Genomic DNA, 23,298 nt, shown 5'->3' with positions numbered 1-23,298 from the left:
GTCTCTCAGAAAGCCCTCATCGACGAGTGCTCAGACACATCCGCACGACCGGCGCGCGACCAGCCGCGACGGGAACACCTTCAGCCGCTCCCGCCGCGAACCCGCGACGCGCAACCCGTCGTCCAGCACCAGATCCACCGCGGCGCGGGCCATCGCCGACCGGTCCGACGCGATCGTCGTCAGCGGCGGATCCGTCAGCGCCGCCTCCTTGATGTCGTCGAACCCGGCGACGGCCAGCTCGCCCGGCACGTCGATCCGCAGCTCGCGCGCCGCACGCAGCACGCCGATGGCCTGGTCGTCGGTGGAGCAGAAGATCGCCGGCGGACGCTTCGGCCCGGCCAGCAGGTCCAGCGCTATGCGGTACGCGTCGTAGCGGTTGTACGGCGCCTCGAACAGCCGCCCCTCGGTGGGGATCCGCGCCTCCGCCATCGCGCGCCGCCAGCCCTCGACGTGGTCGGAGACCGGGTCGCCGACCGCGGGGGTCTCCGCGGTGCCGCCCATACAGGCGACGTACTCGTAGCCGTGCTCGATCAGGTGGCGTACGGCGAGCTGGGCGCCGCCCAGGTCGTCGGTGACGACGGCGACGTCGTCGATGGCCTCGGGCCGCTCGTGGAGCAGGACGACCCGGGCGTCCCAGGCCTCGATCTCGGCGGCCGCCATGTCGTTCAGCGCGTGGGAGACGAGGATGAGCCCCGAGACCCGCATCCCGAGGAACGCCCGCAGATAGTGGACCTCGCGCTCGCCGACGTAGTCGGAGTTGCCGACGAGGACCATCTTTCCGCGCTCGGCGGCGGCCCACTCGACCGCGTGGGCCATCTCCCCGAAGAACGGCTGGCGCGCGTCCGGGACGATCAGGCCTATGAGATCCGTGCGCCGCGAGGCCATCGCCTGGGCGACCCGGTCGGGCCGGTAGCCCAGTTCCTTGATCGCGGCGAGAACGCGCTCGCGCGTGGCCGGGGCGACCGGCCTGGGTCCGTTGTTGATGACATAACTGACGACGGCAGTGGACGTCCCTGCCAGCCGCGCAACGTCATCGCGAGTCACCTTGGCCACGCGCGGAGTCTACGCGGATGGACCCCTTCTGGGCAGGGCGTGAAGGAGCTCCCTTGGCGCCCTGCGGTCACTCTCCCGGTGCGAAAGGGACGCCCGGGAGCCGTGCCCGGGCGTCCGTCGCGCCTTTTACGCCTCGGCCCGGACCTCGGTGCCCTCCCGGGCGCCCGCCTCGTCCGCATCTTCCGGCTTTGCCTGGGCCGCCTTGGCCTTCGCCTCTTCGGCGGCCCGGTCGATCTTCTCCGGAGTAACGAATCGATAACCGACGTTCCGGACGGTCCCGATCAGCGACTCGTGCTCGGGCCCGAGCTTCGCGCGCAGTCGTCGTACGTGGACGTCGACCGTGCGGGTGCCGCCGAAGTAGTCGTAGCCCCAGACCTCCTGGAGCAACTGGGCGCGGGTGAAGACGCGGCCCGGGTGCTGGGCGAGGTACTTGAGGAGCTCGAACTCCTTGAAGGTGAGGTCGAGGACCCGGCCCTTGAGCTTGGCGGAGTACGTCGCCTCGTCGACCGACAGGTCGCCGTTGCGGATCTCCATGGGGGAGTCGTCGTTGACGATCTGCTGGCGGCCCATGGCGAGCCGCAGCCGCGCCTCGACCTCGGCCGGGCCCGCGGTGTCCAGCAGGACGTCGTCGATGCCCCAGTCGGCGGTGACGGCGGCGAGGCCGCCCTCGGTGACGACCAGGACGAGCGGACAGCCCGGGCCGGTGGAGCGCAGCAGCTGGCACAGGCTGCGCACCTGGGGGAGGTCACGGCGGCCGTCGACGAGGATGACGTCGGCGCCCGGGGTGTCGACGAGGGCGGGTCCTTCAGCCGGGGCGACCCGCACGTTGTGCAGGAGCAGGCCGAGTGCGGGGAGCACCTCCGTCGACGGCTGGAGGGCATTGGTCAGGAGCAGCAGAGAACTCATACGTCTGGTTCCTCCTCGGTCCCTGCGAGGACGTGGGCGGTACGGATCTGCTCTGCGATCCCGAAGGCCCCGTACACCTGCGGTTTCCCGCTTCGTATACAACGCTTCCGAAAGCACAAAAGGACCCGGGGGCTGCGCTGCCCGAGTCCTCTGTCCAGCAGAATAGCCGACATGGGCGCTGGCACGGCAGGTCATGTGGCACGATCTACGGTTCGTCCGAACTCTGAGACGACCAGACGTACACCTATGCGGACGTTTCTGCACACCGACGACGGGGTGACGATCGATTCCGTATACGACCCGGCGGCGGTCGTATACGACGCCTCCCGTCCATCTGCCGGTGACCTGGCGTTCGTCGTCGCCCACGGCTTCACCGGCGACGTCGACAAGCCCCATGTACGACGGGTGGCGGAGGCGCTCACCCCGCACGGCGCCGTCGTCACCTTCTCCTTCCGCGGCCACGGCGCGTCCGGCGGGCGCTCCACCGTCGGGGACCGCGAGGTGCTCGACCTGGCCGCCGCGGTGCGCTGGGCCCGCGAGCTCGGGCACACGCGCGTGGCGACCGTCGGCTTCTCCATGGGCGGCTCGGTGGTGCTGCGGCACGCGGCGCTGTACGGCCGTACGGGTGTGGGCGACGCGGAGATCGGGTCGTCGGGCCGGGGCGGGGCGGGCACGGACGCGGTGGTGTCGGTGAGCGCACCGGCGCGCTGGTACTACCGGGGCACGCCGCGGATGCGCCGGCTGCACTGGATGGTGACCCGGCCCGAGGGACGGCTGGTGAGCCGCTACGGATTCCGTACCCGGATCCATCACCGCGGCTGGGACCCGGTGCCGATGTCCCCGGTGCAGGCGGTCCCGCACATCGCCCCGACGCCGCTGCTGATCGTGCACGGCGACATCGACGGCTACTTCCCGCTCGACCACCCCCGCATGCTGGCCGACGCGGCCGGTGACCACGGCGAACTCTGGCTGGAGCCCGGCATGGGGCACGCCGAGCACGCGGCCGCCGACGATCTGCTGGCCCGGATCGGGGACTGGGCCGCCGGCCGGGCGGGCTAGCCTGGTCGCTGCTCACCGGCCGGCGCTTCCCGGCGGTGATCACGTCGATCGATTGAGGAACCAGATGGCAAAGGTCACGGTGCGCTACTGGGCCGCCGCGAAGGCCGCCGCCCAGGTCGCCGAGGAGCCGTACGACGCGGACACGCTCGCCGAGGCGCTCGACGCGGTGCGTGCGCGACACCCCGGGGAACTGACGCGCGTACTGCGGCGATGCTCGTTCCTCATCGACGGTGACCCCGTGGGCACCCGCGGACATGAGACGGTACGGCTGGCCGACGGCGGCACGGTCGAGGTGCTCCCGCCGTTCGCAGGAGGGTGAGATGACCAACCAGCCGTATGACGGCGACCACGAGGGCTACGACCCGTACCGGCGGCAGGCGCCGCAGGGGTGGCCGGCCCAGCAGCAGCCGTACGAGGATCCGCAGGCGGCCCAGCAGTACACGCAGCAGTGGCAGGGGCAGACCTGGGAGACCCAGGTGCACCAGCCGGTGACGCCTGCCCCGGCGGAGGAGACGGCCTATCTGCCGTCGCAGAACGCCACCGCCGGGCCGTACGCGGGGTACCAGGACGCCGGGCAGTACCAGGACGCCGACCAGCAGGGCGCGTACGCGTCCGGCTATCAGACGGGCGGCTGGGACGGCACGGGCCAAGCACACGCCGGGCAGCAGCAGGCTCACCCCGGGCAGCAGCACGGCGGGCCGCAGCAGCACGGTGGGCAGCAACAGCACCTCCAGGCCCAGCAGCACGCCGGGCAGCAGCACATCCATGCTCAGCAGCACGCGCAGGCTCAGCCGCAAATGCAGGCACAGGCACAGCCCCAGCCCCAGGCGCCTCAGTCCGGCTCCGACGCCGGGCAGGGCGACCAGGACGGCTACGGCCCCGCGACCCTCGCCGGGAACTCCCGGATCACCGACGCCCAGCGGGCCCGGCAGGAGGGCCGTTCCCCGATCATCGAGCCGGGGATGCAGCCGGCCGGGCTCACGGCCCTGCTCGGGCTGCTGCTCGCGGGGGCGGCGGCGATCGGGTCGTACGCACTGCTCGTGCCCCTGGTCGCCCTCCAGGCGGTGACGGCGGCCGGCTGGTTCCGGCTGAACGGCATGTGGCCCGCCCGGCAGGGCATCGCGCTCGCCTTCGCCGGGGCGGTCACGGCGGACATCGCGCTGCTCGCCTCCGACCACGCGCCCGCGGCCATCCTCGGCACGCTCGGCGTCTGGGTCCTGCTGACCCTGGTCCTCCAGCTCCGCTCGCACGCCGACCCGGACGAGCGGATGTACGGCCTGATGGCGACGGTGGCCTCGGCGGCCCTGTCGATCGTCGCGGCCGGGTACCTCGCGGCCGAGGCGGACGCGGTGACCGTCGGCGCGGTGGCGGTCGCCGTCGCCGTCGTGGTCCGCGCGCTGCCGTTGCCGACGCCGGCGTCCGTGGCGGCCGCGCTGCTCGCGGGCGTGGGCGCCGGGGCCGTCGTCGGCGCGATGACCGGGGTCGGGTCCGGCGGGGCACTGCTCGGCGGGGGCGCGGCGCTCTGCGCGCTCATCGGGCACCGTGCGGCCTCCTACGACTACCCGTCGCGCTTCGTCCACTTCACGGCGGGCGTCGCCCTGCCGCTGGCCGCCGCGGCGCCCGCGGTATACGTCCTCGGACGGGCGCTGGGCTGAGACGCAAGGGCCCGGCCTGTCACAGGTGATCGACAATCTCCGGGCCGGGCCGCACCTCAGGGTTACCCTCGCGCTGGACGGCCACCCGGTCGTCCGTGACCGTCGTCGTCCGTCACCCATGTGGTCGACGACCGCTCAGGTGGGGGGAACACCACAACATGCGCGCCCTGCGGATACTGCTCATAGTCGTCGTGATCCTGGGCGGCCTGTTCGTGCTGGCCGACCGGCTCGCCGTCGGGTTCGCCGAGGACGAGGTCGCCGAGAAGGTCAGGACCCGCGAGAACCTCGCCGCGACCCCGGACGTGTCCATCAAGGGATTCCCGTTCCTCACCCAGGTCGCGAGCGGCTCGCTGGACGACGTCGAGCTCGGCATGGAGGGCTTCGAGGCCACCGCCGGTGCCGAGGGCAAGTCGATCCGGATCGACGACCTCAAGGCGAACATGAAGGGCGTCGAGTTCTCCGGCGACTACAGCTCCGCCACCGCCGCGACCGCCACCGGCACCGCGTCCGTGAGCTACGCCGAACTGCTGAAGACCGCCAAGTCCGAGCCCACCCAGGTAGCCCCCGGCGTCACCGCCAGCGTCGTCGGCCTGTCCGACGGCGGCAACGGCAAGATCAAGGTCGCCGTCGAGGCCACCGTCCTCGGCGCCAAGCTGCCCAACCCGGTCTACGTCCTCAGCTCGGTCACCGCCCAGGGCGACACCGTGCGGGTGAAGGCCGACACCCTCCCGAGCTTCGGCGGAACCCAGATCGCCGAGAGCCGCGCCCGCGCGATCACCGACTTCGAGCAGAAGATCGACGGGCTACCGGGCGGCATCCGGCTCGACAGCGTCCAGGCGGCCAAGGACGGCGTCGAGATCACGGTGAAGGGTTCGAACGTCCGCCTCGCCGGGTAGTACGCCGGTCGGTGGTGGCGGGCGTACCGCGTCCAATTGGCGAGACGGTGTCGTCCGTACCGTAGATGTGACGCGCGCCCCAGACGGCCGGAAGCCGTGCGGCGGCAGTCCTCACGGCTTCTCAATCCCATATTCCGGACGATCGTGTCTCAGAATACGACACGCCGGTGACACGCCCGCCTGTCGCTCCCTACGATCGATGCCATGAAGCGACAGGCGGATCTCACGAAGCGGCGGGCAGTGGACCTCTGCCGCGTTGCCGCCATGCTCTGTCGCCCCTTCTGAGCGGAAGCTCCGACTTCCGCGTTTCCCCCCGCCCTGACCAGGGCACAGGTGCGCCGTCTCGGCATGAGCCCGCGCATCCCCTCGCATCTCGCACGCCCCGCCGCAACTGCCCCGGAGGAGAAAGAGCATGAGCCGCAGCGACGTCCTCGTCGACGCCGACTGGGTCCAGGAGAACCTGGACAACGCCAGCATCGCGATCGTGGAGGTGGACGAAGACACGTCCGCCTACGAGAAGAACCACATCAAGAACGCGATCCGCATCGACTGGACCAAGGACCTTCAGGACCCGGTCCGCCGCGACTTCATCGACCAGGAGGGCTTCGAGAAGCTCCTGTCGGCGAAGGGCATCGCCAACGACACGCTGGTGATCCTCTACGGCGGCAACAACAACTGGTTCGCGTCCTACGCCTACTGGTACTTCAAGCTCTACGGCCACGAGAACGTCAAGCTTCTCGACGGCGGCCGCAAGAAGTGGGAGCTGGACGCCCGCGAGCTGGTCGAGGAGGTCCCGGAGCGCGCCGAGACCGTCTACAAGGCCAAGCCGCAGAACACCGCCATCCGCGCCTTCCGCGACGACGTCGTGGCGGCCATCGGTTCGCAGAACCTGGTCGACGTCCGTTCGCCCGACGAGTTCTCCGGCAAGCTGCTCGCCCCGGCGCACCTGCCGCAGGAGCAGTCGCAGCGTCCGGGCCACGTCCCGAGCGCCCGCAACATCCCGTGGTCGAAGAACGCCAACGACGACGGCACCTTCAAGTCGGACGACGAGCTCAAGGAGCTCTACGCCGAGGAGCAGGTCGACCTGGCGAAGGACACCATCGCCTACTGCCGCATCGGCGAGCGCTCGGCCCTGACCTGGTTCGTCCTGCACGAGCTGCTCGGTGTCGAGAACGTCAAGAACTACGACGGCTCCTGGACCGAGTACGGCAGCCTGGTCGGCGTCCCGATCGAGCTCGGCGCCAACAAGTAACCAACCCTCGCAAGCAAACCCGACCGGCCTTCCTTCCGGTCAGACCCCAATCTGGAGAAAGACATGTGTGGAGCGAAGGCCGGCGGCCCCGACGCCTCGACGATCAAGCCCGGTGAGACCACCATCCAGGGTCAGGTGACCAAGGACGGCGAGCCCGTCGTCGGCTACGTCCGACTGCTGGACTCGACCGGCGAGTTCACCGCGGAGGTCCCCACCTCCGCCACGGGCCAGTTCCGCTTCTACGCGGCGGAGGGCACCTGGACCGTCCGCGCCCTGGTCCCCGGCGCCACCGCCGACCGCACGGTCGTCGCGCAGCACGGCGGCCTCGCTGAGGTCGCGATCGCGGTCTGACGCGACTCGGGTCCTGAAGGGCCGCATCCCAAGGGTTGGACGCCGGGGATGCGGCCCTTCGGCATGCCCGCGCCCGCTCGGCCACGGGCCTACCCTGGACGTATGTACGCGCGGCGACGTCATCTCTACTTCGCCATGATGGGGACGTGCATCGCCCTCTTCGTCCTGGCGTGGGGCGTCGTGCGCCTGTGGTCGATCCCGGTGGCCGTGGGCATGTGCGTGGTCGCCATGGTCATCCCGCCGCTCGCCGCGATGGTCGCCAACCGGCGGGGGCCGGAGGACCGCTGGTGGGACGACCCCTCCGGCGACCCGAAGTCCGACGAGTGGTGGGACGAGCTGGACGGCAAGAAGCGGCCCCACCCGTAGCGGCCGTCTCAGTAGACGAGCGCCTGCGTCTCGTCAGCCATCGCCTCCTGCACGAAGACCTGCGCGCCCGCGATACGGACGCCCTCGATGACGTCCTTCTCCGTGATGTCCCGGCGGGCCGCGCACTGGGTGCACAGCGTGAGCCGACCGGCCGCGAGGACGGAGTCGATGAGGTCCGGGAGCGGAGCCGCGTGCGGCAGCTCGAACTCGGCGGCCCGGCCCGGGAGGGCGAACCAGGCGGACTCGCCGGTCAGCCACAGAGATACATCCACGCCACTGGCCACGGCCACCGCCGCGACCGTGAACGCCTGTGAGCAGCGTTCGGGGGCATCGGCCCCCGCCGTCACCTTGATCACCAGCTTCTTCGACATGGCCGAATCGTAATCAACCCCCTTACAACCCAGGGCATTACCCGTGGGTCTCCTGTGCGCAACGCATACGGAATGCGTGCTTCACGTTCTGTGGGGGGACGTCTTGGATGTACCCGAAGAAGTAGGAGAGGCGGGAGAAGCGCCAGACGCACCGGTTGTTCCGGTTGCGCCCGTCGCGCCGGCCGCCGAGGACACGACCGGGAGCGCGGAGGGTCCCGGTCACTCCGAGGAGCCCGGTCAGTCCGGGGGCGCCGGTCAGTCCGAGGAGCCCGCTGCTCCCCGGCCCCGCCGGCGCGGGCGTACGGCACTGCTGCTCGCCGCGGCCGTCGTGCTCGGGCTCGTCGGCGGGACCTGCGGCGGCTACCTCGTGCAGGCCGACCGCGAGCCCACGAAGCTGCCGCCCCTGTCCCAGCCCGTGGTCAAGCAGGCCAAGGGCGAGGCCGAGCCGCTGTCGGCCGCCGAGGACCGCCGGCTGCGGACCGACGGAGACCTGCGCAAGCTGCTGCTCCCGCGGCCCAAGGGCACCCGGGACGCCGTCTTCGAGACCGGCGACGGCTGGATGGACCTCGCCGATCTGGCGGAGAACTACGAGGAACCGGACGAGGTCTTCGGCGACCTCATCACCGACGAGTTCCGCCGCGGCGCGGTCACCGGCTGGCGCGCGGGCAGTACGACCAGCGTCGAGATCCAGCTGCTGCAGTTCCGCCAGGAGCAGGCCCTGGCCGCCGTCACCCACGCGGACGACGGCCACTACTGGGCCGAGGAGAAGTCGAACACCCGCAGCTGGACCATCCCCGGCACGGGCGACGGCCAGGCGTATGTGCACGACAGCCCCGAGCGGGAGGCCGGCTACCTCCCGATGTACTCGGCCGAGGCGCATGCCTGGCGCGGTGACATCGCGATGGACATCTGGATCTACGACACCAAGCCGATCTCCAAGCAGAAGATCATGGATCTCGCCGAGCGGCAGATGGGACGGCTGTGAACGAGTCATCCGAGAACCCGGAGGACGTGCAGAACCCCGAGACCGCCGAGGTCGTCCAGGACCAGGAGAGCGTGCAGAGCTCGTCGGCCCCGGCCCGCCGGCGTCCGCGCGCCCGGCGGATCGCTGCCGTCGCCGGGACCGTCCTGCTGCTCGGCGCGGTCGTCGCCGGGGCCGGCTACACCGTCGTGGCCGTCCAGGACGCCGACCGGGACGCGGGCCTGCCGACGTGGAAGTTCCCCAAGCCGGCCGCGGCGGACGACAAGGCCGATAAGTCCGAGAAGTCCGACAAGGCGGCCTCCGGGCTGCGCGGGCTGCTGGTGCCGTACGACGAGAAGGGCTACACCCGGGGTCCCGACCTCGGCGAGTTCGGCTCGGACGCCGAGCTCAGCGGCCGTCAGGCATCCGAGCTGCGCAAGGAGTCCCTGAAGGAGCTGCCCCGCAAGGAGCGCCGCCGGCTGGAGAGGGAGCTCGACAAGAAGCCCATCGAGGGCATGGCCATGCGCAGCTACTACAAGGCGGACGGTCAGGCGATCTACGACAAGAAAGCCTTCTTCGCCAGCGTGGTACTGGCCCGCATGGAGAGCCGTGCCGCCGCAAAGGACGTCGCGGCCGGCCAGAACGAGTTCCTCTCCGCCCTCGGCCTCTTCCGCAAGGGCCCGAAGCTGGACGGCCACAAGAACGCCAAGTGCTTCCTCACGCCCAAGGGCCTCGACGAGAAGCTCGACCGCGTGTACTGCGCGGGCTGGTCCGGAGACGTGCTGATCAGCGTGACGGCGTCCGGTGTCAGGCCGCTCGACCTGACCAGCATCGGGCTGTTCGTCACCGCCCAGCTCGACCGCATCGACGACCCGGGGAAGGCCGTATGACCGAGCAGCAGCCCATCGCGACGGCGCCCCCGGCGGACGTACCGCCGATGCCCGAGGCGCCGCCTGCGGTGGCCGTGGAACCCCCCGTGGTGGTCGTGGAACCCCCGGTGAAGAAGGACCGCCGCGTCCTGCGGGCCGTCCTGCGCTGGACGGCGGCCGTCGTCGTCCTCGCCGCCGTCGGCTCGTCCACCGCGTACGGCATCACGCGGATGGAGCGCACCGACGTACCCGGTCTCGCGACCGAGCCGGACGGACGCTGGACGTACCCGGAGATCACCAAGCCGCCGCTGCCCTCCGGCAGCCCCGCCCCGTTCGCCGAGGCCAACCCGGCGTCCGTGCACTACGCCGACCTGCGCGCGCTGCTGCTGTCGGCGCCGAAGGGGGCCAAGGCCGACAAGACGCTCCCCGGGCGTGACGGCTGGCTGGCGAAGAAGGACTTCCTGTCGGTGTACGGCTCCAAGGAGGACCGCGACGACCTCGGGCAGGTGCTCACGGACCACGGCCTGCGGCACGTCGCCGCCCGCGGCTGGACCGCCCAGGACGGCACCCACACCCGGATCTACCTGCTCCAGTTCGACTCCGGCCAGGTCGCCGACGTCCTCCAGCAGGACCACCTGACCAGCTACGACTCGCCCAATCACGCCCTGCGCGGCGCCGCCGAGGTGCACACGGACGAGGAGTTCCCGAGCGAGGCCGAGGTCATGAACGTGCGGCACTACTCCTACACCGAGTCCAAGCCGTACGGCGCCGAGCAGGTCCGGCAGGCCTACCTGGTGTCGGGCGACGTCGTGGGCCTGGTGGTGCAGTCCCGCAAGGGCGGTGCGGCGGCCGTACCGTTCCAGCAGACGGTGATCCTGCAGAGCCAGCTGCTGGACTGACCCCGCGAGGGCGTACCTCACAAGGAGGGCCGGTCCCCGGCCGCGTAAGCTGGGGCCCGGCCCTGTACGTACCGCTCAACCTCTGCCTCATCGAGGAGCACCCCGTGGAGATCTTCTTCGAAGCCCTGCTGGCCCTGGTCTGCGTCGGCGTCCTCGCCTTCGCCGGCCTGACCGTGAAGAAGCTGTACCAGGGCCAGCGCTGACCCACGTCTAGGAAACGCCCCTCATGATCGAGATTCCGTCCGACCTCCACAAGGACCTCGTCCCGCTCGCCTTCCTGCTCGGCAACTGGGCCGGCGCGGGCGTGCACGACTTCCCGGGCTCCGAGAAGTGCAACTTCGGGCAGGAGGTCGCCTTCACCCACGACGGCCGTGACTTCCTGGAGTACCAGTCCCACACCTGGGTGCTGGACAACGACGGGAACAAGGTCCGTCCCCTGGAGTCCGAGCACGGCTTCTGGCGCATCGACGCCGACCGCAAGGTCGAGGTGACGATGGTCCGCGACGACGGCGTCGTCGAGATCTGGTACGGCGAGCTCGCCGACAAGAAGCCCCAGATCGACCTGGTCACGGACGCCGTGGCCCGCACGGCCGCCTCCGGCCCCTACAGCGGCGGCAAGCGGCTGTACGGCTACGTCAAGAGCGACCTGATGTGGGTCGGCGAGAAGCAGACCCCCGAGGTCGAGCTGCGCCCCTACATGTCGGCCCACCTGAAGAAGGTCGTCACCCCGGAGGACGTCGAGCGCTGGGCCAAGGCCCTGCCGGACGACATGCCGGACGACGGCATCGCCTTCTTCAAGTAGTTCCGAAAGCAGTTTTGACGAGTGGTCCTAGACTTCCAGTGTGGTGAGCACCGACTGGAAGAGCGACCTCAGGCAGCGTGGCTACCGGCTGACGCCGCAGCGTCAGCTTGTCCTGGAAGCCGTGGACACCCTTGAGCATGCGACCCCCGACGACATCCTCGTGGAAGTGAGGAAGACGGCGTCGGGGGTCAACATTTCCACCGTGTACCGGACCCTGGAGCTCCTGGAGGAGCTCGGGCTGGTCAGCCACGCCCATCTCGGGCACGGCGCGCCGACGTACCACCTCGCGGACCGTCACCACCACATCCACCTGGTCTGCCGCGACTGCACGAACGTGATCGAGGCCGATGTGTCGGTGGCCGCCGAGTTCACGGCCAAGCTGCGCCGCGAGTTCGGCTTCGACACCGACATGAAGCACTTCGCGATCTTCGGCCGGTGCAAGGACTGCGCGCACAAGGGCGCGAACGGCAAGACTTCAACTACCGAGTCGTAGGCTTGTCCCCATGAAGAGCCCCCTGCTGACCCTGCCCGGCGCCGTCCCTGCCGAGGGCGTGGACGAAGGTGTCGCCGCCCACTACGGCGATCTGTTCCGCGAGCAGCGCGCCCTCGCCGACGGCACCGGCTTCGTCGACCTGTCGCACCGCGGGGTCGTCGCCGTCACCGGCGACGACCGGCTGACCTGGCTGCACCTGCTGCTCACCCAGCACGTGAGCGAGCTGCCCACGGGCGAGGCCACCGAGGCGCTGATCCTCTCCGCGCACGGCCACATCGAGCACGCGCTGTATCTGGTCGACGACGGTACGACCGTCTGGGCCCATGTCGAGCCCGGCACCCAGGAGGCGCTGATCGCCTACCTGGAGTCGATGAAGTTCTTCTACCAGGTCGAAGTCACCGACCGTACGGACGACTTCGCGATCGTGCACCTGCCCGCCGGATCCATCGCCGAGGTGCCCGAGGGCGTCGTCGTACGCGAGACGGCGTACGGCCGTGACCTGTTCCTGCCGCGGGCCGACCTGGAGTCCTACGCCGAGAAGGCGGGCCCGGCGGCCGGCATCCTCGCCCACGAGGCCCTGCGGGTCGAGCAGCACCGCCCGCGCCTGGGCTTCGAGACCGACCACCGCACGATCCCGCACGAGCTGGGCTGGATCGGCACGGCGGTGCATCTCCAGAAGGGCTGCTACCGCGGCCAGGAGACCGTCGCCCGCGTCCAGAACCTCGGCAAGCCCCCGCGCCGCCTGGTCTTCCTGCACCTGGACGGCAGCGAGGTCCACCTGCCGACCCCCGGCACCGAGATCCACCTCGCGGACGAGGGCCCCGACGGCCGCAAGATCGGCTTCATCACGACGTCCGTACGGCACCACGAGCTCGGCCCGGTCGCGCTGGCACTGGTGAAGCGGAACGTGGCGCTCGACGCACGGCTGGTGGCGGGGGACACGGCGGCGGCACAGGAAGTGGTCGTCGAGCCCTGACAGCCGACGCGGCTAGCGCAGGGTTCGTTCGACCTTGGCGACCTGGGCGCGGATGAGTCCCTCCTGATGTTCAGGCGTGAGTTCTGCGCGCTGCTGGTCGGTCAGTCCCGTCCCGAAGACGGTGTCGGACTTGACGTACGTGATCACTCCGCGAACGCGTATGACGGTGTAACCCTGGTAGAAGGTGGGTGAGTTCAGCGAGTACCGCAGTGTCTCGTCGCCCAGATCCGGGGCCTTCTCGGCCCGGAAACGGGCCTCCCTGGTCCCGTTGCTGTCGATGTTGCTGAACTGGATCGCCCCGCACTTCTCGAGCGCGTTCCGCAATGCCGCCATCCGGGTCTTCGCATCGGTCTCCGCCCAGCCGACGAGCGTCATGCTGTGCTGGTCCAGCTCGTCGCTGGGCCGGTACAGCTGCGCCATGGCGGCCACCGTCTCCGCCCTCGATTTGGCCTCGGGGTTGCGCAGCACCGCGCATTCCGTCGGCCGGACCTTCTCCGAGGCACTGGCCGGCGGACTGCTCGGCTCGGTGGCGGTGGTGCGGTAGACCTCGAAGCCGCTCGGCGTCTGTGCCGTGGTGAGCAGCGCGATCTTCAGCTCCTTCGCCGTGTAGGGAGAGGGGAGGGGGTCGGCCGAGGCCTGTTCCTCGATGGTTTTGTCGGCGTCGACCTCGCTCTTCCCCTCGTTGGCCTCGGTCTTCCCCTCGGCCGAGCAGGCCACCAGCGCGAGCAGAGCGACTGCGATGACGTGCGCGGATCTCTTCATGGTCCCCCCAGGACGACGGCAGCGACGATCGGATCTCGATCGGTAGTGATCAGTTGATGTTCAGATCTCGATCAATACCGTGAACGGGCCGTCGTTCGTCAGGGACACCCGCATCTTGGCGCCGAACCGGCCCGTCGCCACCGTGGCGCCCAGGGCGCGCAGTTGGGCGACGACCTCGTCGACGAGCGGCTCGGCGACATCGCCCGGGGCGGCCGCGTTCCAGGTGGGCCGGCGGCCCTTGCGGGCGTCGCCGTACAGGGTGAACTGGCTGATGACGAGGAGCGGGGCGTCGATGTCGCTGCACGACTTCTCGTCGTCCAGCATGCGGATCGACCAGAGTTTGCGGGCGAGTTGGGCCGCCTTCTCCTTGGTGTCCTCGTGCGTGACGCCGACGAGCACGCACAGGCCCTCGCCGGTGATCTCCCCGACCGTCTCGCCGTCCACGACGACACTCGCGCCGTCCACCCTCTGCACCACAGCTCGCATGGCGCCATCATGCCGTGTGCACGGACGTGCCTCATAAGGGGCTTCTTTTTTGCTCCTTAACCCCCCATCTGGGGCTGTTCATGCGCACTCGGTCACATAGGTGCCACTTGTGATGGCACCATGCTCCTCACACGCCGGTCGAGGGGACGGTAGAGGCATATGAGCACACCGAGTACCGAGCAACCGCCCGGGGCTGTCGCACTGACCCACGCGGCCCGGCTGGACGGTCTGCGGCCGCCCACACAGCGCACCGCCGACGATCCGGGCCCCGGCCCGCACACACGGCCGGCAGTGGAGCCGACCGAGCACGACCTGACCGTGCTCAGTCTGCCCGAACTGCGCACGCTGCGGCGCTACGCCCAGCGCGACGAGGCGGACCTGAGTTATGTACGACGGCTGTTGCAGGGGCGGATCGACATTCTGCGGGCGGAGCTGGCGCGGCGCTCCCCGGCGGGCGCGGCGTCCGTCGTGGACCGCCTCCCGGAGATCCTCACCGACGCCCCGGCCCGCCAGCGCTCGTCCGCGCGGCACGTGACGCTGGGGACTCCGCAGAGCGAGGAGTACCGGCGGCTGGCGGCCGAGATGCTGTCCGAGGTGGAGCTGTCCGACCTCCAGGCCCGCACGGACGCCGAGCTGAACACCGCGATGGGGCGCCTCGTGCGCTACGAGCAGGAGGTGTCGGGCCGCCGCCAGCTCCTGCAGCGGACGGCGGACGAGTGCAGCACGGAGATCGCCCGCCGGTACCGGGACGGCGAGGCACAGGTGGACGACCTGCTGACGTAGCCGGGGCGAATCGACGGCCGCGGAAACTTATCCACAGGCTGTGGAAAATTCGCCGGATCGGGTGGGCGGCGTGACGGGTTGACGGCGGTCTGATGTGACGGGGTGACGGCGGTTGGCCGGAGTTGGTCGGCCCGCCGCCGGGCATCGGGGCGGCAGGCGCCGGGCGGGCCGCTTGCCGGTTCCGGGCGGGGGAAAATTTCGGCGACACCCCGCGTCCGCCGACCTACCGTGGCCCCATGAGCCGTCCCGTACCCCACATCGACGTCCGCTCGATCACCGAGGCCGACATTCCGGACTGGAGCCGGGCCCTGAACACAGGCTTTCTGCGTACGCCCGACGTCGCAGAGACGGAGGTCGCGGACCGGGCGTCGTACATCGTCCCGTCCCGCACCCTCGGTGCCTTCGACGCCGGCCGTTGCGTCGCCACCTTCCGGTCCTTCGCGCAGCAACTCACCGCCGTCGGCGGTGCCACCGTCCCCGCCGACGCCATCTCGAACGTCACCGTCACCCCGACCCACCGCCGCCGCGGCCTGCTCAACCGGATGATGGCCCACGACCTCGCGGCCGCGAAGGAGCGCGGGGACGTCGTGGCGACCCTGATCGCCGCCGAGTACCCGATCTACGGCCGCTACGGCTTCGGCCCCGCCACCTGGGCCGCCGAGTGGACCGTCGACGTACCCCGCGCCGGCCTCGACCCCAGATGGGCCGGCCCCGAGGACGGCGGCCGTATCGACATCGTGGACAGCGCGGACGTACGCAAGATCGGCCCGGAGCTGCACGAGCGGGTGCGCCTGGCGCAGCCGGGTGCCACCGACCGGGACGAGCGGTGGTGGCAGGTCGCCACCGGGGCGGTGCGCCTGGACCGGTCGCCGTGGACGGAGCCGTTCTTCGCGGTGTACCGCTCGGCGGCCGGCGAGGTCGAGGGGCTGGTGTCGTACCTGGCGGACGACAAGTGGGGCGACGGCAAGCAGCCGCTCAACACGGCGTCCGTGAAGTGGCTGATCGCGGCGACGCCGGCGGCCGAGCGGAACCTGTGGCGCTACCTGTGCTCGATCGACTGGATCACGACGGTCAGGAGCGGCTGGCGGGCCCCCGACGACCTGCTGCCCTTCTTCCTCCCCGACCCGCGCGCCGCCAGGATCACGACACTGGCGGACTGGCTGTGGGTACGGGTCCTTGATGTCGTACGGGCTCTGGAGGCGCGTACGTACGAGGGCCAGGGCGAGCTGGTGCTGGAGGTCGTGGACGGGGCCGGGCTCGCGGGCGGGCGCTACCGGCTCCAGGCGGCGGCGGGCGGGGCGTCCTGCGCGCCGACCACGGCCGCGGCGGACCTCACTCTCGACGTCGCCGAACTGGGCGCCCTGTGGCTGGGCGACGAGTCCGCGGTACGGCTCGCCGCGCTGGGGCGGGTCCGGGAAGAACGAGCGGGCGCCGCCAAGGTGGCCGACGCCCTGCTGCGTACGTCCAGGCGGCCTTGGTGCCCGGACATGTTCTGAGACTCCTCTCTCCCGGCGACAGGTCTGCTCATCCGTAGCGAGCTGTTCGGTTGTGGTTGTTGATCAGCGGTGCCTGTTCAGTTGTGGCTGTGCGGTCGATGTTCAGTTGTCGGTGTGGAGTTGTGACTGTGCTGACCGACCGGGCTCCCGGCTCCCCTCCGGAAGGGAGCCCGGGCGGCCGAACCTGGTCCCCGGGGCCTTCTTGCGAAGACCTAATGGGCGAGCAGCATGACGAGGATCACCGCGCCGATGCCGCCGATCATGGTGTTCTTTGCCTTGATACCGATGGACAGGGCGAGGAAGGCAATGATGCCCATCGGCCCGTACTTCCACTGGATGAGTTGCTCGAATCCAATGACGAGCGCGGCGACGGCGAGGTAGACGAGCGGCATGCAGGTCTCCCTTCGGGGACGATGGTCGACAGAACCGACGCTTGTGGCCAACACATTTGAAGCTTGACCATGTTGCTTAAGTTGGCGACCAACTTCACTGTACTTATCACCGCTTGGAAGCGACTCATAACCACCTTCCCTGGAACTGCCTAAAGATGGCGGGAAGTTGTAGTGTTTGGTCGTGGAGCCGAAACACGCCTCCGTCAATGGACGGAGAAGTTCACAGCGGCCACAGAAGTCACACCGGGAGGTGGCCGACGAGCTGCGCGCCCGGATCACCTCGGGCGAGCTGCGGCCCGGCCAGCGCATGCCCACCCAGGCCAAGCTGGCCGTCGAGTTCGGCGTCGAGCGCGGAGCCGTACGGCAGGCGCTGCGCATCCTTCAGTCGGAGCATCTGCTCACGAACGTCACCAAAGGTGCCCCGGCCACCGTCGCCCCCGACCTAGGCAAGGCGCTGACCGGCCCCGGAGCCCCGCCGGCGCCCACCATGGTGGCCCTCGCGCCGCGGATCGCGTCCGCCTTCGCGGCCCCGCACGTGGAGATCGACGCCCTGTGCCTGACCGCGGTCTCCCTCACCCTCGCCATCGGCGAACCGCTGCGTCAGATCCACGCCGGACAGCTGAAACCGGCCAAGGTCGACTTCCGGGTGCTGCTGCCGAGCCGGGACATCCCGCTCGCCTTCCCGACGCCCGTGGAGGACTCCGCCGACGACGTCGACTTACAGCTGCGCCGCCGCTGGCTGGCCCAGCGCAACGCCCAGGGCCAGGTGCTCCGGCACAATCTGCTGGCGCTGCGTGCCACGCACGGCATCGACGTGCGGGTCACCTTCCGGGCGCTGCCGTTCACGCCGCCGGTGAAGCTGTACCTGCTCAACGGCACGGAGGCGCTCTTCGCCTACTACACGCTGAGCCGCCGCGAGGTGGAGATCGGGCAGCAGCATCTGGAGATGTACGACGCTCCGGGCATCCAGTCGACGCTGTTCGCCTTCGAGCAGGGGTCCGGGCTGCGGGACATGACGTTCGTGGAGCAGTCGCACGTGTGGTTCAACGCGTTGTGGGAGACGATCAGTTCGGAGCTTGTGCTCACGAGCTGATCGTCCCCCACATCGTTTGATCTGTGTGTTCGTCGCTGTCGCGGCGCGCGTGACGGCCCCCGGGGGCGCGCGTGGATCATAGGGCGGGTCCCGAGACCAGGATCGCGAGGACGACGGCCCCTATGGAACTGACAGCCGGGTTCTTGGCCTTGATGCCTATGGTGAGCAGCAGTAGGCCGATGATGCCGGTGGCGCCGTACTTCCACTGGAGGGTCTGCTCGACGCCTACGACGAAGACGGCGGAGAGGAGTGCGAGGACGGGCATCTGTGTTTCCCCCTTCAGGCTCCTGGGAATGGAAGGATTACTTCCGCCAACTCAACCAACTTGACGCCAACTCTGACTAAGTTGTCCCCACTTGGCCCCTACTTTGAAACAAGCTACAAACAACTCCCACTAGATGGGTGCGAGTTGTAGCGTTTTGGTCGTGACCCAGGAGAACGTGGCAGTGAACGGCAGCAGGAGACTCTCGCCCCAGGAGATCGCCGACGTCCTGCGGGAGCGCATCCGCGTCGGGGAGCTCAAGGCGGGCGACCGCCTGCCCACACAGGCCGAGTTGGCCGAGGAGTTCGGCGTGGAACGGGGCACCGTACGCCAGGCCCTGCGCGCACTCCAGGAGGACGGTCTCCTGACCAACGTCAGCAAGGGCAGCCCGCCCCGGATCGCCCTGCCCACCCGCACGCGGGGTGCGCCCCAGCCGACCATGGTCAGCCTCGCGCCCCGCCTGACGGAGGCGTTCGCCGTACCGCACGTCCGCGTGGACGTCGTCTGCCACACCTCCGAGACCCTGATGCTGGCCCTCGGCGAACCCCTGCGCCTCATCCACGAGGGCTCGATCCACCCGGAGACGATCGACGTCCGCATCCTGCTCCCGTCGCGCGACATCCATCTCGCCTTCCCGGTCTCCGTGGAGGGCGGCGAGGGCGACGACCCGGTGCACAAGCGATGGCTGGAGATGCGGAACGCCCAGGCACAGGTACTGCGACACAACCTTCAGGCCATTCGCGCCACCCACGGCGTCGACGTCCGTGTCACCTTCCGGGCGTTGCCGTTCACCCCGCCGGTCAAGCTGTACCTCCTGAACGACGAGGAGGCCCTGATCGGCTACTACGTCCTCGCCGAACGGCAGGAGGAGTACGAGAGCCGGACGCTGGACATGTATGACGCGCTGGGCTCGAAGTCCCTTCTCTTCTCCTTCATGAAGCAGGCCGGACAGCGCGACGCCGCGTTCGTGGAGGAATCCCAGAAGTGGTTCGACGCCCTCTGGGAAACCATTACGACGGACCTGACACTCTCCTAGTGACTTCTGATACGACGCAGACTGAACCCGTGACCGCAGAGACCGAGAACGACACCGAACAGCTCCGGGAACTGATCACACGCGCTCGCGTCGTGCTCTGGGACTTCGACGGACCGATATGCCGGCTGTTCGCCGGGCACAAGGCCGAGCGGGTGGCGATCGACCTGGTGGACTGGCTTGAGGGGCGCGGACTGCACGGACTGCTGACGGAGGGCGAACGGCAGTCACTGGACCCGCACGTCGTCCTGCGCGCCGTCGACCGCCGGCACCCCGGCAGCGACCTGGTCGCGGAACTGGAGGAACGTCTCACCCAGGAGGAGCTCCGGGCGACCTCCTCCGCGATGCCCACCGCGTACGCCGACCCGCTGATCCGCACCTGGACGGCGGTCGGATCCCGGCTGGCCATAGCCACCAACAACTCCCCCCGAGTGGTCCGTGCCTACCTGGAGAGCCGCGGCCTGCTGTCCTGCTTCAGCCCGCACATCTACGGCCGCACACAGGACCTGCACCAGCTGAAGCCGGACCCGCACTGCCTCAACCGGGGGTTGCGGGCCATGGGCGCGGCCCCTTCCGCCGCCCTGATGATCGGCGACACCCCCTCGGACCTCACTGCCGCCAGCAGCGCCGGCGTCCCCTTCCTGGGCTACGCGCGTAACGCCCGCAAGGAAAAACTCCTGCGTGAGGCAGGGGCGACGGTGGTCGTGGATTCGCTGTGGGCGGTACTGCGGTCGGTACGGGCGGCTCAGGCCTGACTCATCAGGAAGACGAACACCACCACCGCCGCCACCGCGAGCCGGCTGTTCCGGGCTCGGATGCCGATGACGACGGCCGACAGAATGACCAGTCCAATCACCCCCAACTTCGCCTGCGCCATCAGGCCCAGCGTCAACTCCGTTAATGCGCATAGCGCCTGAAACAGCACCATGTCCCCCACCCGCACCCTTCGAATCTTGAGGCCGCCAACTCTCCTTTAAATTGGGCTGGTTGGCCTGAGATTGGTTTTCCCTGACTGGTAGATCCCTTAACTGGACCGGCAGTTGGACTGACTTGTTGACTGGAATTTGTGTGCAGGTGGGTGAGAAGCGGTACGGTCGGCATGTGGGCGGACAGCGTGGCGCCGAGACTGGCGGCAAGGAGTTCGAGCGAGTGCTGGAGGCACTCCTCCTCCGTATGTCCGACGGGACCTCCCCCCAGGGATCCCTGCTGCCGCCCCAGCGCGAGCTGGCCCAGGAGCTGTCGGTCTCCAGGGACACCATCCAACGGGTACTGAAGGAGCTCTCGGAGCGAGGGCTCGTCGAGTCCAGGCAGGGCAGCGGCTCCAGGGTGATCGCAGCGCCGCCGACACAGCGGCGGCAGCAGCAGCCCGCCGACCGCCGGACGCCTCCGGGCCGTGCGAAGCTCGGGCCGCAACTGGCCCTGGCATTCGCTCGGCCCGAAGTCGTCCTGGACGTCTTCACCTTCACGTCCGAGTCCCTGGCCGCCCACATCTGGCTCCAGGCTGAGCGGATCCGCTCCGGCGAGGTGGCTCCGCAGCGCATCGCTCTGCGCATGCTGCTGCCCTCGGAGGACATGCCGCTGCCCTATCCACGCGCGATCGACGACCCGGACGACCCCCGGCCGCTGGAGCGGGTGCGCGGGATAACCCGCCGCAACACGAAGTCGTTGCGGCTCGCCCTGGAGGAACTGAAGGCCGAGAGGTTCGTGGCGGACGTCGACGTCTCGGTCCGGTGGGCCCCGATCACCCCGGCGTTCAAGCTCTACCTGTTCCACGGCACCGAAGCCCTGCACGGCATGTACAAGGTCGTCGAACGTCCCATCGTGCTGGACGAGGGGACGATCCCCGCCATCGACGTCATCGGGCTCGGTGCCGTGCTGGAGCACTACGTGTCGGACGACGACCCGGACTCGCCGGGCTCCGTCTTCGTGAGCGAGCGGCAGACGTGGTTCGACTCCGTGTGGAACTACCTGGCGAAGGACTGACCGGCAGTCTCCTCAGTACGACGCGGGTACCGACAGCGCCTGCATGACCGGCTCGAACGAGCCGACCACGTCCCGTGCGCCCTCGTCCCGCATCAGTGCCTCTGTCTTCTTGTCCCGCGTGAAGCCGAGGAACGGCACCTTCGCGGCCCGGGCGGCGGTGAGGTCGGTGAGCTGGTCGCCGATCAGCAGTGTCCGGGACGGGGACGGACCGCCGAGCTCGGTCAGGGCACGGGTGACCACGTCGGGGTGCGGCTTCATCAGATGCGGGTCCTCGGGATCGCGTCCCAGAACGGCGGTGAAGTGATGCAGGAGACCCCGCTGTTCCAGGTATTCGCGCACCGGGCCCGCCGAGTTGTTGCTCACGATCATCAGTGCCTTGCCCAGCCCGGCCAGCGTGCGCACCAGTTCCCGCGCACCGGGCGTGGGGACGGCTTGACTCACCGCCTTGTACTCGTGCCGGGTGACGATGCCGTCCGCCCAGCTCAGCCGTGTGCCGCGGTGGTCGCCGGTGCGCCGTACGGCCATGTCGGCCAGACATCGCAGCACCCCGTGGGAGTCGGCGCAGTCCCTCACACCTACGTCGAGCCGCCCCCATTCCAGTCGGGCTCGCTCCTTGACCTCGTCGGCGATGTACGCGGTGCAGACGCCACGGAACAGGTCGCATACAGGGCCGTCGAAGTCGAGGAGAACGGCGTCGGCCCGGCCGAGGACGTCACGCAGTGTGTCCAGGTCACCATGGCCGTCGTACGTGGTGCATGTCGTTGTCACCGGCACAGTGTGGGGCGGTCCGGGCGGGCGTCCGGCGCCGCGACCTGTGGTGTCGGGGATCGCTGCGCTCGGATGGGTCAACCCGAGGCACATCCGACTCAGGGGTTCTGCGCGAACGGGCGAATCCTTTCTGGCACGATGCGCACTCACAGGGGGATGCCGTGCAACACTTTCCCGCCACTTGCGCGGGGAACGGTCGAGAGAGCGGGCGATGTCAGCCGAACGGGTGTCCCCGACACGGGAACGAGCCGTCCAGATGAGCGGCGGTGACGCGAGTGCGGTCGAAGGGCCGCTCGAGGGCTATCACCACGAGACCTATGTGATTCCCCTGCCCGACACCGCGAGTGAGGACGAGGACGACGAGGACGCGGACCCAGTCCGGGCCAAGTGCCGTTCGCCGCGGGGCGAACTGCTCTGGTTCGACCGGCGCTGCTTCGTCTCGGAGGAGCAACTGCTGCAGGCGCTCCAGGGGCGGATCACGGGTGTCCCGGACCTGATCGAAGTGGGCGAGATCCGGTTGCAGCGGTTCATCGAGGGCCGCACGCTGGGCTCGCGGTACGCCGCCGGGCGGACGGTCCCCGAGCCCGTGCTCGACCAGATCCTGAGCCTGTTCCGTCAGTTGATCCATGTGTCCCCGGGATCCCTGAATGCCGAACGGCGCTGTCTGCCCGAGGACCGTGCCGAGGACGGGGACAGCGTGGGGTTCCTGGAGGGACTTGTCCGCTTCGCCGAGGAGCGTGTCTACCGGGACAACCTCGACTCCTTCGAAGGGCTGTTCGGGGCGCTGGACGTGGACGGGGACTCCTTCGGCAAGCTGCGCAAACACGTGGTGGTGCCGGGGCTGGCGGAACGTCCCTTCTGCCTGCTGCACGCCGACCTGCACCGCGAGAACTTCGTCCTCGACCGGACCTCCCGACTGTGGACCATCGACTGGGAGCTGGCCATGTTCGGCGACCCGCTCTACGACCTCGCCACACACCTCTACCTGATGCGCTATCCGGCCGAACAGGAACGCCGGCTGACCGAGCGGTGGTGCGTGACGGCCGAGGCGATCAGACCCGGCAGCACCAAGGGCTGGCAGGACGACCTGCCGAGACTTCTGGACTTCAAGCGCGCCCAGAGCGTGTTCACCGACGTCATCCGGGCGACCCAGATCCTCGACAACGGCGGGGCGTTCAGCTGGCGGCGATGGCCCGTCGAGGCCCGGAGGGTGCAGCGGGTGCTGGCCCGGGCCGCCGTACCGCTGGGGTTCGACAAGGTGCCCAGTGTGCGCACTGTGGCGGCCTCGCTGCTCGACTGGCACAGACTCCGCGGCACGCGCACCTCATAAG

30 protein-coding genes are annotated in these 23,298 nt (G+C 69.5%); 21 read left to right on the top strand and 9 right to left on the bottom strand.

Annotated features, from left to right (window positions below):
• Nucleotides 1-30: 30 nt before the first annotated feature.
• Nucleotides 31-1,053 carry a LacI family DNA-binding transcriptional regulator gene (locus PGH47_RS20060; protein WP_271664583.1) on the bottom strand — a complete coding sequence of 341 codons (1,023 nt, stop codon included), beginning with the start codon at nt 1,051-1,053 and terminating at the stop codon, nt 31-33.
• A 126-nt stretch (nt 1,054-1,179) separates the two neighbouring features.
• A complete protein-coding gene (locus tag PGH47_RS20055; RefSeq protein ID WP_107906164.1) occupies nt 1,180-1,959 on the bottom strand; it encodes a winged helix-turn-helix transcriptional regulator in 780 nt (259 codons plus the stop codon).
• A 246-nt stretch (nt 1,960-2,205) separates the two neighbouring features.
• On the opposite strand from PGH47_RS20055, the gene PGH47_RS20050 reads away from it, so the two are divergent.
• The 8 genes from PGH47_RS20050 to PGH47_RS20020 all read left to right on the top strand — a co-directional run bounded on the left by PGH47_RS20050 (nt 2,206) and on the right by PGH47_RS20020 (nt 7,538).
• The gene (locus PGH47_RS20050; RefSeq protein ID WP_271664582.1) at nt 2,206-3,018 is read left to right on the top strand and encodes an alpha/beta hydrolase; all 813 of its coding nucleotides are present in this window, start codon (nt 2,206-2,208) and stop codon (nt 3,016-3,018) included.
• A gap of 64 nt (nt 3,019-3,082) precedes the next feature.
• Nucleotides 3,083-3,337 carry a MoaD/ThiS family protein gene (locus tag PGH47_RS20045; RefSeq protein WP_107906162.1) on the top strand — a complete coding sequence of 85 codons (255 nt, stop codon included), beginning with the start codon at nt 3,083-3,085 and terminating at the stop codon, nt 3,335-3,337.
• 1 nt (nt 3,338) lies between these two features.
• On the top strand, nt 3,339-4,673 hold the full coding sequence (locus tag PGH47_RS20040) for a hypothetical protein (protein ID WP_271664581.1): 1,335 nt from the start codon (nt 3,339-3,341) through the stop codon (nt 4,671-4,673).
• A 158-nt stretch (nt 4,674-4,831) separates the two neighbouring features.
• Nucleotides 4,832-5,569, top strand: coding sequence for an LmeA family phospholipid-binding protein (locus PGH47_RS20035; RefSeq protein ID WP_271664580.1), 738 nt, complete (start codon nt 4,832-4,834; stop codon nt 5,567-5,569).
• Between the two features lie 204 nt (nt 5,570-5,773).
• The gene (locus PGH47_RS43260) at nt 5,774-5,854 is read left to right on the top strand and encodes an Ms5788A family Cys-rich leader peptide (RefSeq protein ID WP_350751515.1); all 81 of its coding nucleotides are present in this window, start codon (nt 5,774-5,776) and stop codon (nt 5,852-5,854) included.
• Nucleotides 5,855-5,981: 127 nt separating this feature from the next.
• Nucleotides 5,982-6,821 carry a sulfurtransferase gene (locus tag PGH47_RS20030; protein ID WP_107906159.1) on the top strand — a complete coding sequence of 280 codons (840 nt, stop codon included), beginning with the start codon at nt 5,982-5,984 and terminating at the stop codon, nt 6,819-6,821.
• Between the two features lie 63 nt (nt 6,822-6,884).
• Nucleotides 6,885-7,172, top strand: a complete 288-nt coding sequence (locus PGH47_RS20025; protein ID WP_030957144.1) for a DUF1416 domain-containing protein — start codon at nt 6,885-6,887, stop codon at nt 7,170-7,172.
• A gap of 102 nt (nt 7,173-7,274) precedes the next feature.
• Complete coding sequence (locus PGH47_RS20020) at nt 7,275-7,538, top strand: DUF3099 domain-containing protein (protein WP_030957146.1); 264 nt, start codon at nt 7,275-7,277, stop codon at nt 7,536-7,538.
• 8 nt (nt 7,539-7,546) lie between these two features.
• Here PGH47_RS20020 and PGH47_RS20015 read toward each other — a convergent pair whose 3' ends face one another.
• The gene (locus PGH47_RS20015) at nt 7,547-7,909 is read right to left on the bottom strand and encodes a DsrE family protein (protein ID WP_126900469.1); all 363 of its coding nucleotides are present in this window, start codon (nt 7,907-7,909) and stop codon (nt 7,547-7,549) included.
• 103 nt (nt 7,910-8,012) lie between these two features.
• Here PGH47_RS20015 and PGH47_RS20010 point away from each other — a divergent pair, with 103 nt between their 5' ends.
• The 6 genes from PGH47_RS20010 to ygfZ all read left to right on the top strand — a co-directional run bounded on the left by PGH47_RS20010 (nt 8,013) and on the right by ygfZ (nt 12,909).
• Complete coding sequence (locus PGH47_RS20010; RefSeq protein WP_271664579.1) at nt 8,013-8,894, top strand: hypothetical protein; 882 nt, start codon at nt 8,013-8,015, stop codon at nt 8,892-8,894.
• On the top strand, nt 8,891-9,760 hold the full coding sequence (locus tag PGH47_RS20005; RefSeq protein WP_271664578.1) for a hypothetical protein: 870 nt from the start codon (nt 8,891-8,893) through the stop codon (nt 9,758-9,760). The genes PGH47_RS20010 and PGH47_RS20005 overlap by 4 nt, the downstream gene beginning before the upstream one ends.
• A complete protein-coding gene (locus PGH47_RS20000) occupies nt 9,757-10,638 on the top strand; it encodes a hypothetical protein (RefSeq protein WP_271664577.1) in 882 nt (293 codons plus the stop codon). The genes PGH47_RS20005 and PGH47_RS20000 overlap by 4 nt, the downstream gene beginning before the upstream one ends.
• A 226-nt stretch (nt 10,639-10,864) precedes the next feature.
• A complete protein-coding gene (locus PGH47_RS19995; RefSeq protein ID WP_030953851.1) occupies nt 10,865-11,440 on the top strand; it encodes an FABP family protein in 576 nt (191 codons plus the stop codon).
• Between the two features lie 40 nt (nt 11,441-11,480).
• On the top strand, nt 11,481-11,933 hold the full coding sequence (locus PGH47_RS19990; RefSeq protein WP_107906156.1) for a Fur family transcriptional regulator: 453 nt from the start codon (nt 11,481-11,483) through the stop codon (nt 11,931-11,933).
• 10 nt (nt 11,934-11,943) lie between these two features.
• Entirely contained in the window at nt 11,944-12,909 is a 966-nt protein-coding gene (ygfZ, locus tag PGH47_RS19985) for a CAF17-like 4Fe-4S cluster assembly/insertion protein YgfZ (RefSeq protein WP_271664576.1), read from the top strand.
• A 12-nt stretch (nt 12,910-12,921) separates the two neighbouring features.
• On the opposite strand, the gene PGH47_RS19980 is transcribed toward ygfZ, so the two are convergent.
• Together PGH47_RS19980 and dtd are read right to left on the bottom strand one after the other, a co-directional pair.
• Entirely contained in the window at nt 12,922-13,671 is a 750-nt protein-coding gene (locus tag PGH47_RS19980) for a hypothetical protein (protein ID WP_271664575.1), read from the bottom strand.
• Between the two features lie 60 nt (nt 13,672-13,731).
• A complete protein-coding gene (dtd, locus tag PGH47_RS19975) occupies nt 13,732-14,157 on the bottom strand; it encodes a D-aminoacyl-tRNA deacylase (protein ID WP_107906153.1) in 426 nt (141 codons plus the stop codon).
• 159 nt (nt 14,158-14,316) lie between these two features.
• Between dtd and PGH47_RS19970 the strand changes: the two genes are divergently transcribed.
• Together PGH47_RS19970 and PGH47_RS19965 are read left to right on the top strand one after the other, a co-directional pair.
• Nucleotides 14,317-14,940 (top strand): RsiG family protein, encoded by a 624-nt coding sequence (locus PGH47_RS19970; RefSeq protein WP_271664574.1) that lies wholly within the window; start codon nt 14,317-14,319, stop codon nt 14,938-14,940.
• A 236-nt stretch (nt 14,941-15,176) separates the two neighbouring features.
• Nucleotides 15,177-16,436, top strand: coding sequence for a GNAT family N-acetyltransferase (locus PGH47_RS19965; RefSeq protein WP_271664573.1), 1,260 nt, complete (start codon nt 15,177-15,179; stop codon nt 16,434-16,436).
• 212 nt (nt 16,437-16,648) lie between these two features.
• Here PGH47_RS19965 and PGH47_RS19960 read toward each other — a convergent pair whose 3' ends face one another.
• A complete protein-coding gene (locus PGH47_RS19960; protein WP_030948647.1) occupies nt 16,649-16,828 on the bottom strand; it encodes a hypothetical protein in 180 nt (59 codons plus the stop codon).
• A 175-nt stretch (nt 16,829-17,003) separates the two neighbouring features.
• Here PGH47_RS19960 and PGH47_RS19955 point away from each other — a divergent pair, with 175 nt between their 5' ends.
• Complete coding sequence (locus PGH47_RS19955) at nt 17,004-17,921, top strand: winged helix-turn-helix domain-containing protein (protein ID WP_271664572.1); 918 nt, start codon at nt 17,004-17,006, stop codon at nt 17,919-17,921.
• A 76-nt stretch (nt 17,922-17,997) separates the two neighbouring features.
• Here PGH47_RS19955 and PGH47_RS19950 read toward each other — a convergent pair whose 3' ends face one another.
• A complete protein-coding gene (locus PGH47_RS19950; RefSeq protein ID WP_030948652.1) occupies nt 17,998-18,186 on the bottom strand; it encodes a hypothetical protein in 189 nt (62 codons plus the stop codon).
• 154 nt (nt 18,187-18,340) lie between these two features.
• On the opposite strand from PGH47_RS19950, the gene PGH47_RS19945 reads away from it, so the two are divergent.
• Together PGH47_RS19945 and PGH47_RS19940 are read left to right on the top strand one after the other, a co-directional pair.
• On the top strand, nt 18,341-19,219 hold the full coding sequence (locus tag PGH47_RS19945; protein WP_271664571.1) for a winged helix-turn-helix domain-containing protein: 879 nt from the start codon (nt 18,341-18,343) through the stop codon (nt 19,217-19,219).
• 29 nt (nt 19,220-19,248) lie between these two features.
• Nucleotides 19,249-19,971 (top strand): HAD family hydrolase, encoded by a 723-nt coding sequence (locus PGH47_RS19940; RefSeq protein ID WP_271664570.1) that lies wholly within the window; start codon nt 19,249-19,251, stop codon nt 19,969-19,971.
• On the opposite strand, the gene PGH47_RS19935 is transcribed toward PGH47_RS19940, so the two are convergent.
• Nucleotides 19,962-20,144, bottom strand: a complete 183-nt coding sequence (locus tag PGH47_RS19935; RefSeq protein ID WP_271664569.1) for a hypothetical protein — start codon at nt 20,142-20,144, stop codon at nt 19,962-19,964. The genes PGH47_RS19940 and PGH47_RS19935 overlap by 10 nt on opposite strands.
• A 173-nt stretch (nt 20,145-20,317) precedes the next feature.
• On the opposite strand from PGH47_RS19935, the gene PGH47_RS19930 reads away from it, so the two are divergent.
• Nucleotides 20,318-21,199, top strand: coding sequence for a winged helix-turn-helix domain-containing protein (locus tag PGH47_RS19930; RefSeq protein ID WP_271664568.1), 882 nt, complete (start codon nt 20,318-20,320; stop codon nt 21,197-21,199).
• Nucleotides 21,200-21,211: 12 nt separating this feature from the next.
• On the opposite strand, the gene PGH47_RS19925 is transcribed toward PGH47_RS19930, so the two are convergent.
• Entirely contained in the window at nt 21,212-21,967 is a 756-nt protein-coding gene (locus tag PGH47_RS19925) for an HAD family hydrolase (RefSeq protein ID WP_271664567.1), read from the bottom strand.
• 256 nt (nt 21,968-22,223) lie between these two features.
• On the opposite strand from PGH47_RS19925, the gene PGH47_RS19920 reads away from it, so the two are divergent.
• Nucleotides 22,224-23,297, top strand: a complete 1,074-nt coding sequence (locus tag PGH47_RS19920) for a phosphotransferase family protein (RefSeq protein WP_271664566.1) — start codon at nt 22,224-22,226, stop codon at nt 23,295-23,297.
• The last annotated feature ends 1 nt before the right edge of the window (nt 23,298 follow it).

Source organism: Streptomyces sp. HUAS 31 (genome assembly GCF_028198125.1).
Lineage (GTDB): Bacteria > Actinomycetota > Actinomycetes > Streptomycetales > Streptomycetaceae > Streptomyces > Streptomyces chartreusis.
This window is presented reverse-complemented; position numbering and strand designations above follow the sequence as displayed.

Bases quoted from the DNA above. Each gene is read 5' to 3' on its own strand.
- PGH47_RS20055 (WP_107906164.1), bottom strand. From the start codon at position 1,959: ATGAGTTCTCTGCTGCTCCTGACCAATGCCCTCCAGCCGTCGACGGAG.
- PGH47_RS20050 (WP_271664582.1), top strand. From the start codon at position 2,206: ATGCGGACGTTTCTGCACACCGACGACGGGGTGACGATCGATTCCGTA.
- PGH47_RS20045 (WP_107906162.1), top strand. From the start codon at position 3,083: ATGGCAAAGGTCACGGTGCGCTACTGGGCCGCCGCGAAGGCCGCCGCC.
- PGH47_RS20040 (WP_271664581.1), top strand. From the start codon at position 3,339: ATGACCAACCAGCCGTATGACGGCGACCACGAGGGCTACGACCCGTAC.
- PGH47_RS20035 (WP_271664580.1), top strand. From the start codon at position 4,832: ATGCGCGCCCTGCGGATACTGCTCATAGTCGTCGTGATCCTGGGCGGC.
- PGH47_RS43260 (WP_350751515.1), top strand. From the start codon at position 5,774: ATGAAGCGACAGGCGGATCTCACGAAGCGGCGGGCAGTGGACCTCTGC.
- PGH47_RS20030 (WP_107906159.1), top strand. From the start codon at position 5,982: ATGAGCCGCAGCGACGTCCTCGTCGACGCCGACTGGGTCCAGGAGAAC.
- PGH47_RS20025 (WP_030957144.1), top strand. From the start codon at position 6,885: ATGTGTGGAGCGAAGGCCGGCGGCCCCGACGCCTCGACGATCAAGCCC.
- PGH47_RS20020 (WP_030957146.1), top strand. From the start codon at position 7,275: ATGTACGCGCGGCGACGTCATCTCTACTTCGCCATGATGGGGACGTGC.
- PGH47_RS20015 (WP_126900469.1), bottom strand. From the start codon at position 7,909: ATGTCGAAGAAGCTGGTGATCAAGGTGACGGCGGGGGCCGATGCCCCC.
- PGH47_RS20000 (WP_271664577.1), top strand. From the start codon at position 9,757: ATGACCGAGCAGCAGCCCATCGCGACGGCGCCCCCGGCGGACGTACCG.
- PGH47_RS19995 (WP_030953851.1), top strand. From the start codon at position 10,865: ATGATCGAGATTCCGTCCGACCTCCACAAGGACCTCGTCCCGCTCGCC.
- ygfZ (WP_271664576.1), top strand. From the start codon at position 11,944: ATGAAGAGCCCCCTGCTGACCCTGCCCGGCGCCGTCCCTGCCGAGGGC.
- PGH47_RS19980 (WP_271664575.1), bottom strand. From the start codon at position 13,671: ATGAAGAGATCCGCGCACGTCATCGCAGTCGCTCTGCTCGCGCTGGTG.
- dtd (WP_107906153.1), bottom strand. From the start codon at position 14,157: ATGCGAGCTGTGGTGCAGAGGGTGGACGGCGCGAGTGTCGTCGTGGAC.
- PGH47_RS19970 (WP_271664574.1), top strand. From the start codon at position 14,317: ATGAGCACACCGAGTACCGAGCAACCGCCCGGGGCTGTCGCACTGACC.
- PGH47_RS19965 (WP_271664573.1), top strand. From the start codon at position 15,177: ATGAGCCGTCCCGTACCCCACATCGACGTCCGCTCGATCACCGAGGCC.
- PGH47_RS19960 (WP_030948647.1), bottom strand. From the start codon at position 16,828: ATGCCGCTCGTCTACCTCGCCGTCGCCGCGCTCGTCATTGGATTCGAG.
- PGH47_RS19950 (WP_030948652.1), bottom strand. From the start codon at position 18,186: ATGCCCGTCCTCGCACTCCTCTCCGCCGTCTTCGTCGTAGGCGTCGAG.
- PGH47_RS19935 (WP_271664569.1), bottom strand. From the start codon at position 20,144: ATGGTGCTGTTTCAGGCGCTATGCGCATTAACGGAGTTGACGCTGGGC.
- PGH47_RS19920 (WP_271664566.1), top strand. From the start codon at position 22,224: ATGAGCGGCGGTGACGCGAGTGCGGTCGAAGGGCCGCTCGAGGGCTAT.